At 59.6% G+C, this 12,992-nt stretch carries 10 protein-coding genes; 9 read left to right on the top strand and 1 reads right to left on the bottom strand.

The window, feature by feature from the left end:
• Window positions 1-20: 20 nt before the first annotated feature.
• The 5 genes from ACSQ3S_RS15825 (at window position 21) to ACSQ3S_RS15805 (ending at window position 7,628) form a co-directional block, all read left to right on the top strand.
• Window positions 21-920 carry a LysR substrate-binding domain-containing protein gene (locus ACSQ3S_RS15825; protein ID WP_413447558.1) on the top strand — a complete coding sequence of 300 codons (900 nt, stop codon included), beginning with the start codon at window positions 21-23 and terminating at the stop codon, window positions 918-920.
• Between the two features lie 425 nt (window positions 921-1,345).
• Window positions 1,346-1,675, top strand: coding sequence for a hypothetical protein (locus ACSQ3S_RS15820; protein ID WP_436142964.1), 330 nt, complete (start codon window positions 1,346-1,348; stop codon window positions 1,673-1,675).
• Between the two features lie 129 nt (window positions 1,676-1,804).
• Entirely contained in the window at window positions 1,805-3,424 is a 1,620-nt protein-coding gene (locus ACSQ3S_RS15815; protein WP_436142963.1) for an ABC transporter substrate-binding protein, read from the top strand.
• Window positions 3,405-6,071: an ATP-binding protein gene (locus ACSQ3S_RS15810; protein WP_436142962.1), complete on the top strand. Its 2,667-nt coding sequence runs from the start codon at window positions 3,405-3,407 to the stop codon at window positions 6,069-6,071. Before ACSQ3S_RS15815 ends, ACSQ3S_RS15810 begins: the two co-directional genes overlap by 20 nt.
• A 246-nt stretch (window positions 6,072-6,317) precedes the next feature.
• Window positions 6,318-7,628 carry a sensor histidine kinase gene (locus ACSQ3S_RS15805; RefSeq protein ID WP_436142961.1) on the top strand — a complete coding sequence of 437 codons (1,311 nt, stop codon included), beginning with the start codon at window positions 6,318-6,320 and terminating at the stop codon, window positions 7,626-7,628.
• 187 nt (window positions 7,629-7,815) lie between these two features.
• On the opposite strand, the gene ACSQ3S_RS15800 is transcribed toward ACSQ3S_RS15805, so the two are convergent.
• Window positions 7,816-8,574: a hypothetical protein gene (locus tag ACSQ3S_RS15800; protein ID WP_436142960.1), complete on the bottom strand. Its 759-nt coding sequence runs from the start codon at window positions 8,572-8,574 to the stop codon at window positions 7,816-7,818.
• Window positions 8,575-8,675: 101 nt separating this feature from the next.
• On the opposite strand from ACSQ3S_RS15800, the gene ACSQ3S_RS15795 reads away from it, so the two are divergent.
• The 4 genes from ACSQ3S_RS15795 (at window position 8,676) to ACSQ3S_RS15780 (ending at window position 12,983) form a co-directional block, all read left to right on the top strand.
• Window positions 8,676-8,990 (top strand): hypothetical protein, encoded by a 315-nt coding sequence (locus ACSQ3S_RS15795; protein ID WP_436142959.1) that lies wholly within the window; start codon window positions 8,676-8,678, stop codon window positions 8,988-8,990.
• A 165-nt stretch (window positions 8,991-9,155) separates the two neighbouring features.
• Window positions 9,156-10,139: a hypothetical protein gene (locus tag ACSQ3S_RS15790; RefSeq protein WP_436142958.1), complete on the top strand. Its 984-nt coding sequence runs from the start codon at window positions 9,156-9,158 to the stop codon at window positions 10,137-10,139.
• A 259-nt stretch (window positions 10,140-10,398) separates the two neighbouring features.
• Window positions 10,399-10,737, top strand: coding sequence for a hypothetical protein (locus tag ACSQ3S_RS15785; RefSeq protein ID WP_436142957.1), 339 nt, complete (start codon window positions 10,399-10,401; stop codon window positions 10,735-10,737).
• 8 nt (window positions 10,738-10,745) lie between these two features.
• On the top strand, window positions 10,746-12,983 hold the full coding sequence (locus ACSQ3S_RS15780) for a DotA/TraY family protein (RefSeq protein ID WP_436142956.1): 2,238 nt from the start codon (window positions 10,746-10,748) through the stop codon (window positions 12,981-12,983).
• Window positions 12,984-12,992: the final 9 nt, after the last annotated feature.

The following is a 12,992-nucleotide window of genomic DNA, read 5'->3' as shown; positions in this document are numbered from 1 at the left end:
CGAATACAGGACAATGACCGATGGCTGATCTGCAGGATATCGGCGCCTTCGTCGCGGTCGCCAAACACGGCGGCTTTCGCGGCGCCGCGCGCATGACGGGCAATAGCGCGTCACAACTGAGCGAAGCGGTGCGACGGCTTGAGGCCGGCCTTGGTGTGCGCCTGCTGAACCGCACCACCCGCAGCGTGGCCACCACCGACGCCGGCCAGCGCTTGTTGGAGCAACTGATGCCGGCGCTGGGCGCGGTCGAATCCGCGCTGGATGTGGTGAACGGTTTTCGCGACCGTCCGGCTGGCAGACTGCGGCTCAACGTGCCGCTCAGCGTATCGAAACTGATCCTGCCGCGCATCATTCCGCCGTTTATCGCCGCGTATCCGGACATCTGCCTGGAGATCATCGTCGATGACAGCTTTGTCGATCTGCAGCGCTCCGGCTGCGATGCCGGCGTCCGCTACGAAGAACACATGGAGCTGGATATGGTGGCGATTCCGATTGGACCGCGCCGGCAACGTTTTGCGCTGGCAGCGTCGCCTGGCTATCTGCTAAAACACGGCCTGCCCAAGCGGCCGGAAGACCTGTTGAGACATACCTGCCTGCGCGGACGCTTCTCCAGCGGTGCCATGCCGGATTGGGAATTCGAGCACAAGGGCAAGAAAGTCGTCATCAAACCGGTCGGTCCGCTGATCGTCAACCTGGGTGCCGGCGCCGACTTGAAGGTGGATGCGGCGCTGGCCGGCAGCGGCCTGGTGTACCTGTTTGAAGACTGGCTGAAGCCCTACATGGAACGCGGTGAACTGGAGCCGGTGCTGGAGCGCTGGTGGCCAGCCTTTAACGGTCCCTCGCTGTATTATCCAGGCCGGCGCTATCTGCCGGCGCCGCTGCGCGCGTTTGCGGATTTTATTCCGACCATGCGCTGGTAGAGCACCGAAGGCAAGAGGCGGCCCTGCTTGCCATGACGCCAGTTCTGCGCGCACGCCGACAGATTCAGCTAACTATCTTCACTTGTTTGAAGCTTTAGAAGGATCTTTCTGATCATGCTCCTCGGCTTGGGCCCGCTTCAGCCACAGCGAGCTTGAGCCGTGGGAGGCCGCAAGCCTCCCGGTACGATTCCCGGATCATTAAAATTCCGTTGCCTTGGTGGAAGTATTTCCATTTTGCGAAGCGCTACTATCTGGATGAGACGGCAACCTCCTTGGATCACGATACCTCGATGTTAGACAGGAAATAGAAACGATAAGTTGCTTGCATTGAAGTGGAATAGCGGTAAACTCGGGCTTGTTCTCCCAATGCAGTGCAGGCGTGGCGACGCGTCCGGCACCTTGTGAAACTGGAAGGAATTGATCGCATGCAATCCTTGGTGTCCGGTTTGTTCGCATCGCGGATACTGTTCGCCGCGGCCGATGGCACAGCACAGTTGACGGTGATCGAGTCGGACAGCGTCATCCCTTCCTCCATCCTCGAAGGGAAAAAGGAATTCCTGCCACCCGACGGCACCGGACAGATTGAAACCTATCTGAAAGCCGGCCGGAACGGAGCCGATGTCCCCGACTATCTGCATGCCTATGTCGATACCTTTGGCAACAGGCAGCAATTGCCTTACTTGCGTATTTCGGGCACCTACAGCAATTGGCAAGTACTTGATTTTCACCTGGCGCAGGCGACCGCCGGCCGATAGATCCCGGAGTCGGCACTGAAGACGACCGCTGTCGATTTCGAAGAGATTGCGATACGCCTCGGTCGCGAGCGACAGAGGCGTGTTTACCGGGTCGCTCGGATTTCAGTAGCGAAGTATTTGCCGCTGGTCATGACGGCGGTCGACAAGGAACGAACCATGGACAGGAACAGGAATAGGAAGGTTAGGCTGCTGGCAATGTTGATTGCGGCATGCTCGGTTTCGATGATGGTTGGGGCCGAGGAAGCGAAGCCGAAACTGGAACTCTATGAAGCAGCGGTCGTGAAGGCCGGGAAAATCGTTCCACCCCGGGTCGTGCAGCCATGCAAGCCCAACAACTGTCCGTTCGCCGGCCAGACCGTCACGGTGCTGCAGGAAAATAGGCAGAACGGCGGCGCGATCGGCGAGTTGAAGGAAGAATTCGAGGCGGCCACCGGCGCCAAGCTCAATCTGGTTCAACTTACGCACGAGGAGGCGTATCCGAATTTCATTTCCGATCTGACCAACCGCGGCGGCAAGTACGATGCGGCATACGCCGGCGCCTGGTGGTTGGGCGAGCTGGCGGGCGGGGGTTATCTGCTTTCCTACGACAAGTACTACAACGATCCGCGCTTTCCGAAATGGAACATCGACGACGTATTGCCGGCGCCGCGCAGCCTGCTGTCGTATGGCGGCAAGAAATACATGGTGGCCAACGATCACGACGGCCAGGTCATGTATTACCGACGCGATCTGCTGGCGGATGCACAGCATCAGGCGGCGTTTCGTCAAAAGTATGGCTACGCGCTCGATGTGCCAAAGACCTGGGCGCAGTTCCGGGATGTGGCCGAGTTTTTCAACGGCAAGGATCTCAATGGCGACGGCGTGCCGGATCATGGGCTCTCCATGCATCTGAAGGTGGGAGCGCAGGGCATGTTTCATTTCATGTCGTTTTCGGCGCCGTTCGTGATCGGGCCGGACAATCCTCAGCTGTACTGGTTCGATCCACAGACGATGAAGCCGCTGATCGAGAGTCCGGGCCATGTGCGGGCGCTCACGGCGCTGGTCGATCTGGTCCATTTCGGCCCCAAAGAGATGCTCAACTGGGATCTGGGAAAAAGCTGGGACTACTTTCTGGCCGGCCGCGCGGCGCTTACTTTCACTTGGGGCGATCTTGGCGCGCTGGCGCAGGAAAGCGGCAGCAAGGTCAAGGGCAAGATCGGTTCCGCGGTGCTGCCCGGCACGCGCGAGTACTACAGCATCGCGCAGCACAAGTGGATCAAGACGGCGCAGCCTAACCTGGTCGGCAATACCACCGGCGGCTCGTGGGCTGGCGTCATCTCGAAGCAATCGAAAGTGCCGGCGGCGACCTATTACCTCTTCGCCATGCTGGCGACTTGGGAAAAATCGCAGGTGTATGCGGCGCGCGGCTGGGACGGTATCGATCCCGGGAGAACTTTTCATTTCCTGCCGCCCGACGGCACCGGACAGATTGAAACCTATCTGAAAGCCGGCTGGGACGAGGTCGACATACGCGACTATTTGAAGGCGTATTTCGAAACGTTCACCAACAAGCTTCAGTTTCCCTATCTGCGCATTCCCGGCGCCTACGGTTACTGGCAGGCGCTCGACGTGCACCTGGCGGAAGCGGCCGCCGGCCAATTGAGTCCGGAGGCGGCACTGAAGGCAGCCGCCGTCGATTTCGAAGAGATCACGATCCGCCGCGGACGCGAGCGGCAGCGGCGATCCTATCATGCATCGCTGGGGCAGTAACGTGCGAGCCGGGGAATTCTTCACTCCGCTCATTCTCTATCTGAAGCCGTTCAGTATCGGCCGCAAGCTGACGATCGGATTTGGTGCACTGGCCATCGTCACGCTGCTGGTTGCGACACTAGCCTTCGTTGCGGGACGCAACGCCACCGAGGACATCCGTCTTGTCGAAGCGGTGCGCGCACCCGCGTCGCTGACTTCGGCGCAGGCGCAGGCTGGCCTGCTGAGAATGCAGCTGCATATGCGCGGCTATCTGGTGTTGTCCGACCCTGTCGACATCGACGAATTCCAAGTGGCCCGGCATGCCTTCGAAGTGAGCCTTGCGTCCTTGCAGGCGATGTCCCGCAACTGGCCCAAGGAAGAGGCGAAGTGGGTCGTCGAACTGACTACCACCTATGCGCGCTGGGCCAAGCTGCCGCCGCATCTGTTCGAACTGCACGACAATCCGCTCAAGAACCGGCCGGCCTTGCGCATTGCCAGGGGTGACATCCAGGAACTGCGGATCCGGATTCTCGATGAGATCGATACCATGATCAGCATCCAGAAAGCGCGCGGCATGCAGCCGCAGAGCCGGGAATTGCTGGCCGACCTGCTGGGATTCCAGACCTCGTTCGAGGCGATGGCGACCAACCTGATGGCGTACGGCGCGTCGGGAGAACTCAATTTCGAGCTGGCCTACGGACCGCAATTGGGGACCAATGCAGCGATCTGGAATACCCTGTCCGGCAAGCGCGCGCTGCTGTCGGACGAACAGCGGAGCAAGTTCGACATGATTTCCCGCGATCGGGCGCAAGTCGCGGAGCTGGCCTTGCAAATCATAGGCATACTCCACGGCGAGCATGCCTATGAGGATCTGTATCTATTCCGTACCGAGGTCACGCCGCAGGCGGAAATTCTGCTCGACCTGCTCAACAAGATCACCCAGCGGCAACAGGTGCAATTGCAAACCGATCTCGCACGGGCGCGCAGCAGCCTATCGGATGCGCGCCTGCAAACGGCAGTCGGCGGCATGCTTGCCGTTGTTTTCAGCGTCGCGCTGGCCTATCTGTTCCGGCGCAGCATTGTCGATCCGGTACGCCGCCTGACCGAGGTGGCCGAGCAGGTCGCGGCCGGCAATCTTTCCACGCGCGCCGAGGTCGAGTCACGCGACGAGATCGGCGTGCTTGGAATCAGCATCAACATCATGACGAAGCGGCTGGCCGAAACCATTGAACATCTCGAAGCGGCGTTTGCGGAAGCACAGCGTGCCAGGGATGCCGCCGAGGCCGCCAACAGTGCCAAGAGCGAGTTCCTCGCCAACATGAGCCATGAACTGCGCACCCCGCTCAACGGCATCCTCGGCTACGCCCAGATCTTGCAGCGCGACCAGACGCTGGGCGAACGGCAACTGGCGGGGGTGAACGTGATCCGGCACAGCGGCGAGCATCTGCTCACCCTTATCAACGATATCCTGGATCTGGCCAAGATCGAAGCCGGCAAGATGGAGCTCTACCTGACCGACCTCCAGTTGGCGGGCTTCGCGCGCACCTTCGTCGAGATGGTCGAGATGAAAGCGGTGCAGAAGGGCCTGGCATTCCTATGCGACCTGGCGCCGGAGGTGCCGCAGTGGGTCCGGGCCGACGAAAAGCGGCTGCGCCAGGTGCTGCTCAATTTGCTGTCCAATGCCGTCAAGTTCACCGACCACGGCCAAGTGACGCTGCGGGTGCGCGCCGTGTCGCCCGCCCGGCTGCGCTTCGAGGTGCAGGATAGCGGCGTGGGCATCAGTACCGATCAATTGGGCGCCCTCTTCCAGCCGTTCGAGCAAGTTGGCGAGGCGCAGCGTCGTCTGGGCGGTACCGGCCTGGGACTGGCCATCAGCCGGCAATACGTGCGCCTGATGGGGGGCGATATCCAGGTCGAGAGCCGGCTCGGCCAAGGCAGCACGTTCTGGTTCGAACTGGATTTACCGGTGGTGGTGGCCGATACGGCCAAGGCATCCGCCCGCATCGTGACCGGCTACGCCGGGCCGCGTCGGAAGGTGCTGGTGGTGGAAGATGTGGCCGGGAATCGGGCGGTGGTGGCCGATCTGTTGACGCCGCTCGGCTTCGAGGTGGTCGCGGCAGTCAACGGCCGTGAAGGGCTGGAAATGGCGCAGCGTTTGCAGCCGCACCTGATCCTGATGGATATTGCGATGCCGGAGATGGATGGACTGGAAGCCACCCGCCGCTTGCGCGAACTGCCGGCCTTCCAGGAAGTGCCGATCATTGTGCTATCGGCCAGCGTTTCCGCGAGCGATAATGAACAATGCCTGGCGGTCGGGGCGAATGCATTTCTGCCCAAACCGATCGACTTGGACCGGCTGCTGAGCCAGATTGCCACGTTGTTGCCGCTGGAGTGGGTCTACGATTATCGGCCGGAAACAGAAGCCGCTTCGGAAGGAGACGCGAGCGAGGTATTCGTGGTGCCGCCGCAGCCGGAAATGGCAGTGCTGTACCGTCTGGCCCGTATTGGGAACATGCAAGAAATTATGGCGCACACAGCGTACCTGGCTGAACTCGACCCACGCTACGGCCCGTTCGTCAGCCAATTGCGCGAGCTAGCCAAGAGCTACGAGTCCAAAGCCATTGTCAGCCTAGTGGAGCGCTGCCTGAATGGAAGCCAGGTGCAATGACAGTGTTGACGTCGCTGTCGTGCCTTGCAAAATTGCTGACTCTTGATCACAACTCAGCAACATGGAGCGTCAGCTGGCGCAGCCACGTTTGGGTCATGGGTGGGCGACGGTTCAAATGATGGGGCAACAGCATCGCTCAACCGCAGATGCTGGATCCCGAAGTTTACCCAGTTTCCCTGAATTTGGGATTATGATCGGACGCAGTGACTGCGAAATAGAATCAACTCTCCCGGGAGGCAGCGTTTCATGACGCCAGACATGCCCCAGCAGCGGCAGACGGAAGCTAAGGCTCAAGCGAACCTGGGCGAAGTCCTGATCGTCGAAGACACCCCGACCTCGCTCAGGCTGCTCGCAAGCTTGCTGGACCAGGCCGGCTACAAGGTGCGCGTGGCGCACGACGGCGAACTGGCGCTGTGGAGCGCGCAGGCGTACCCGCCCGAACTGATCCTGCTCGATGTGCGCATGCCCGGCATCGATGGTCTCGAAGTGTGCCGGCGCCTCAAGCAATCGGCCCAGCTGCGCGACATTCCCGTCATTTTCCTGTCCGCCCAGTCCGATACCGAGGACAAGTTGCGCGGCTTTGAGGCCGGCGCCATCGATTTCATCGGCAAGCCCTACCAAGCCCCGGAAGTGCTGGCGCGCACCGAAGCCCATCTCGCGCTGGCACGCAGCCAGCGCGCATTGGCGCTGGCCAATGCCGAGCTGACCAGCACCATGGCACAGTTGCAGGCCACGCGTGAGGACCTGCAGCGCGCCGAACGGCTGGCGGCCTTGGGCACCATGGTGGCCGGTGTAGCGCATGAACTGAACACCCCGATCGGCAATTGCATGCTCTGCGCCAGCACCCAGGACCAGCGTGCGCGCGACTTTGCCGAGGCCGCCGCCAGCAATCGCCTGCGCCGTTCAGACCTGAACGCCTTCGTCGACTACACCGTGCAGGCCAGCGCACTGCTGCTGCGTAACCTAGTCGCCGCCTCCCGGCTGATCGACAGCTTCAAACAGGTCGCCACCGGCCAGGCCGGTTCGGTGCGGTGCCGTTTCGACCTGGCGCATCTGCTCGTGGAGGTCCTTGGCTGCCTGAGGCCGCACCTGCATGCTGCCGGAGTGACGCTGGAAATCGCCGCCGCGCCTGGCATTGTCATGGAATCCTACCCCGGCGCACTGGATCAGGTCATCAACCAGCTCGTGCGCAACGCCCTGATCCATGGCTTTCACGGCGACGCCAGCGGCGCCGTCCGGATCGAGGCCGCCACCGAGGACGGACAACTTACGCTGGCATGTTGCGACAATGGGGCGGGTATTGCGGAGGGCGACCTGGCACGCGTGTTCGAGCCATTTTTTACCACCAGGATGGGCCAGGGCGGCACCGGGCTGGGTCTGCACATCGTGCACAACCTGGTGACCAACGTGCTGGGCGGAACGATCAAGGTCACCAGCGGCGGCGGGGAAACCCGCTTCGTGCTGCGCTGCCCCTGCCTGGCCCCGGCGCTGGAGGTGCAGCGCCTGCCTGTTACCGGCACGCCTGACTTGGCGACCAGCGGCGGCGTTTCCAGCTAGTGGCCAACAAAAAAAGGCCCGCATCGAATTGACGCAGGCCTTTGATTTTTCTACTAAATTCTGGTGGGAAGTGCAAGTTTCGAACTTGCGACCCCTGCAGTGTGAATCGGAAAGCTTGCCGCTGGTTTAGATTAGAAATTAGTCAAATACACAATAAAAACAATAACTTACTTCATTTCATTTTATCTCACTCTTGTTCAATTGAGCGCAATTTTTGTGGCGATAATGTGGCAAGCAACCACTCCTTAGCTTCAACGGAAAGTGCCGTGTTTCGCTCAATGGTCCGACGCGCGCGGAGCTCATCGTTGGCAGATAAGCTAGCAAGCTCGTCTTTCAGATCCACTGCAAGCTTCAGTTCATCCGACTGGCGGAAACCGGTCTTACGATCACTAATTTTCCTCCAGAGGCGACGTACCGAGACGTTTACCGCCTCCAGCTGCTTCGTGTGTTCCATCAGGTTCAAGAATTGGGACTGACCAAGCCAGCCATTCCAGTACGAATTTGCCACCGCCCTCTTAAAGTCATCCGGACTCATCCCGGCCCGGGAATTCATCCACCGCCTAACGAGGCTCTGGGCCTCGGAAAACTCTCCCAATGCTTCAGCGAATTTTGCCAGAGGCACACGCGGCCTTGAGCACCTCTTAAGGTCCGAACAAGGGTAACTGTTCACGGACTGGCCTTCTTCATATTTCCGCCGAACGACCTTGATCGGTATTCCGCCAATGAGGGCTGCAGGCTCTATTGCTGCTTCCCAACCTGCGCAGTCTTCGACGCCAGCAGAGCGGCATGCGTTCATGCGGATATAGCGCAACGTCGACGAGGTGAAGTCACTTGGCAGCGACTTCGATTTACGCGACTTTTTGGATTCATCGCCCGGCTTGCCTTCGCTCCGCCACCCGCGCTCCACCGTTTTGATGGCCCATCTGAAATTATCGAGTACTGACACAGCATCTCTCTTATTTGTCCTGTTTTCATTGTGCCGATTCCTCCAGACTAAAGCAACGGTGAAATGAATTCAGCAAGCAACAACTGACATAGGAGGAATCAATGGAACGTGATTGGGACTTGGTTGAAAGGCTGTCCCGCCTTGAAGATTGTGTCGTGGTCGGTGTCGTAGAAACCGCGGCCTATACGGGCCTTGCCCCCGCGACGTTGCGCGGAAGAGGCGTGAAAGGCTTTCCCACGCCGATTCCAGGTCTGCGGCACCTCAAGTGGAGCCTGGGCCAGTTGCGCGCGTGGGCAAAGGGAACGGAAGCTAAGTCGCAGGTAGAAGTGGAAGTGGCCCCCGCCCCATCCGCACGGCAATCCCGCCAGAATCGGCCCGCCGCCGGCGGGGCGAGCGCGAAAGGTGAAGGTTTATGAGCAGCGCCTTCCGATCGTGTGAAATAGGCTTCAGAGCCCCTTCGCTCCCAGCTAACAAAGCCTCGGCACAAAGAACCGACGCCGTCTCTCGGGGCCCAAAGGTGAAGATCTATGGGGCAGATCAATGAGCGTTATCAAGGTCCTGACACTGGATGTCGACTTCGCATGAGTCAGGACATCCAACTTGTCCTGGCGTCACTGCTGGGGGACCGAGAGGTCATTGCTTACCGTCCTGCCCTGGCCCGCGCACTCGGCTCACCAATAGCTGCCCTCTACCTCGGCCAAGCAACCTACTGGCAAAGCAAAGTGGGCATTGAAGAATGGTGGTTTAAATTGCGGGACGCCGACCGTGACAGCTCAGGGGCCATGATCCCGCCGACCAACCGCACTAGGCAAAGCTGGGAATGGGAACTCGGCATGAAGCGCTCTGATCAGGAGCATGCTCGCCAGCTGTTGAAGGAAGCAGGGTTGCTTGAAGAACGACGTGCGGGAGTACCGGCCCGCCTCTACTATCGAGTCAATCTGTTCGCGTTAGAGCGCTTCCTACTCGCTGCCACCCAGATGGTGGAATCCCACCATCTAGATGGCGGGATTCCACCATCTGGGCGGCGGGAACCCGCCGGCAAGATGGACGAAATTCCACCAGCTAATTCAGAGAGTATTTCAGAGACTATCAAGAATATAACTACTACTACCACCATCGCACCTCCGGCGCGTACCACATCACCAACGCCTGTTGAGGCGGGGCCAAACAGCAGTAGTAGTGGTAGTGAACTTATATTCGAGGCATCTATTGAAAACATGAAAGAGCAACTGCTGCGAATCACTTCGTCGCCCTCACTCGATCTACAACTTGCACAACAGCTTTTGGACGAATTAGCGGGCGTGCTCGAAGCGGGCAAGAGAGGCGAACGAACACCAATTGGCGCACCGATTGGGTGGTTCCGGCAGTTAGTCAAAAAAGCCCTTGCGGGTGAATTCGACCGCAATTATTGCGATCGCATCGCTAGCCGAAGAGACAAGGCGGCTCGCATAGTCGACAAAGACAAAAATCAGCCCGTGGCTACTGAAGAGCAAAGGCACCTGGCAAGCTTAGCCCGCCAGGAGGTCAAAGACATGGTGAACACTTGGCGGAGGAAACAGGCATGAAGAAAATCCAAATATCATTCGCGGCGCTCATTTCCCTGGGCTCCCTCCAACACCAAGTTTGCACTGCGGGCGAGGTACCAGCTACGGGAAGTGACTGCGCTACCGCTCCAGTAGGAAATCCTCCCCCCTGCATGGATGCTGCTTGCGCTGCACGGGCAAAAGCCGAACTCGACCGGGCACTCGCCTGCCACAAGGCCAAGATGGCCGAACTAGTGGCCAGCGCCGCGCTGCCGACGCAGGTTGGCGCTGGAGTGAACAAATGATGAAGGCCGCTATCACCAAGCTAAAGGACTTTTTCCTCCATTCCAAATCGTTCGATCACGCAACCCGTCGAGTGGGAGCCCTGCTTTTGTTATTACCCTGTCTCGTGGGCATCCCCCTGGGCGTGCATAGGCCCTTTCTTGGCCTCGGCTGGGGAGATTGGTACTTGCTTCCTAGCCTCTTCGTCATCTCCTGCTGCGGGACGATTTTGTACGTCCACAGCGGTGAAAAGGGCTGGGCGCTGCTCACTGCTCTCTATACCCTCGGCATTGCCCACGAGCTGTGGCTAATCGCCACAGTACCACTCTCGTCTACCCAGCAAGGGGAGGAAAAATGATTCGGCTCATGACAACCGTGGCACTTGTCGTCTACATGTCGGGAGCACAAGCCGATTCCTCGGGTCCACAGGGAATTCAACAATTCACGCCGCCGGCGAGCGACTTGTCGGTGGAGTATCTGCGCGAGGTGTTCGGCAGCATCATCGGCTTCATCCACAGCGGTGCCAATGTCCAGGGCGGCCAGACCACGGACGTGCTCGGCGCGATGATGAAGATCTTCAATAGCGCGGTCCTGTTCTTGGGGATGATTTTTGTCGGCTATACAACTGTCAAAGGGACCATTGATTCGGCCCATGATGGTGAGGTGCTGGGGAAGAAGATGTCTTCCATTTGGGTTCCTCTGCGCACCGTCGGCGGCACGGCACTCCTGCTTCCTTTGGGCTCAGGCTACTCCCTGATCCAGATCTTTATTCTCTGGCTCGCGCTGCAGGGCGTCGGCATCGGGGACGGAATCTGGAAGGCGGCGATCGAGCAGATGAACCAGGACAACATGATCGCCCGCCCGATGATCCCTGACTCGCGCCCGCTTGCCGCCAACATCCTCAAATTCGAGGTCTGCGCCGCGGCGATGAACAAGCAGTTCCAGGAATCGAACCGCAGTACCAGGATCACCGCGGTGTCGATCCCGCAGACGATGTCGAACACCGGCGAGCTGCTCAACTACGACGTCTTTGACGCGGCTGCGCCAGTGGGCGTGTACACGACCATCAAGAATTTCGCGAATGCGCGCTACAGCGTGGTCGACTACAAATGGCGGGCCAACGACAACACCTACTTGAACCCTGACGTCTGCGGCGGCATCAGCTGGAAGCAGTCCTGGGAAGCGTCGGAAGGCAACAGCAATACCAAAGTCATCAAGGCCCCGATCATGGCGGCGCATGCCCAGGCCGTGCAGAAGATGATCATCGCGCTGCAGCCGATCGCCGACCAGATCGTGGCGGGGCAGAAGCCGGCGGCGGGAGCGCTTGAGTCGGCGGCCGCCGACTACGAGACGGCGCTGCGCTCGGCCGCCAAGACGGCAGTCCAGAGCACCAATGATCGCGCGCGCAGCGACTTCATGAAGGGTGCCCAGGATGGCGGCTGGATCTTCGCAGGCACCTGGTACAACCACATCGTCAAGATGAATGACGTGATGCAGTCCACGCTCAACGGCCTGCCCACCTCGGAGCCGATCGACATTTCGGACAAGGAGACCAAGGAGGCGCTGGTAACTTACCAGGACGCGATCGCCACGGCCGATGAGTACGTCAAGCACCGCGCCGACGGCGTCCGCAACGTGTACTACGCCGAGACCAACGTGCGCGCCCCGCGCGAAGGTGAAGGTGCCTGGGAATACGTCCGCAAGCTGATTTCCGCTCCATTCATGGGCGCGATCAACCAGATGACGCAGGAGATCGCAGGTTCCAACCTCAACCACATGAGCCAGACAAAGTCCTTCGGTGATGTAATCGTAGGTACCGGCGAAGCAATGCTGATTACGCTGGCAAGCGCAACTGGGGCCGCAAACTCGCTTGCTGTCAAGGGGACTGTTGGAATAGGTTTCGACCTCGGTGCCGTCTTCGCGTTCCTATCGGGAACACTAACTACCCTTCTGCTTGCTCTGTGTGGCTGCGGAGTTGCTCTTTCGACCTATGTTCCCATGATCCCATCGATCACGTGGACCACGTCGGTGGTGAACTGGTTTGTGCTGGTCTTCGAAGCTGTGATTGCCGGGCCTCTCTTCGGCATCGCGCATGTGCACCCGGACGGCGACGATGCGGTCGGCAAGGCCGGCCAAGGCTACATGATGATTCTGTCGCTGTGCATGCGGCCTGCGCTGATGCTGTTCGGCCTGATTGGCGCAATGTTGCTCACCCAACCAGTCACAGGCATAGTGAACGTGATGTTTATGACGGTGATCTCGGGTGTACAAGCTGATGCTCTAACCGGCATCGTGTCTTTTGTAGCATACGTGGCCATCTACGTCATAACAATGACGACGGTCGTGCACATCGTTTTCTCACTGATCCATTGGATTCCGGACAACATCTTGAGGTGGCTGGGCTCTCACGCTGCAGGCTTGGGTGATGCGCAACGCACTGGAGAACAGGGGCACGACGTCCTGGTCGGCGGGGTTCGCGAAGTTAGGCATGGCGCGGCGGGAGGGTTAGGCGAACACCGCAAATCTGGCCGGCCAGGCCAGGTTGCGACCGACGCAAAGGGCGGGCAAACCACGCCCACGAATCGAGACCTGCTAGGGGATTAATCCAACTCG

It is taken from the genome of Duganella sp. LjRoot269 (assembly GCF_964254095.1).
GTDB lineage: Bacteria > Pseudomonadota > Gammaproteobacteria > Burkholderiales > Burkholderiaceae_D > Rugamonas > Rugamonas hordei.
Note: the sequence above shows the minus strand (reverse complement) of the source record. Positions and strands in the feature narration are given on the sequence as shown.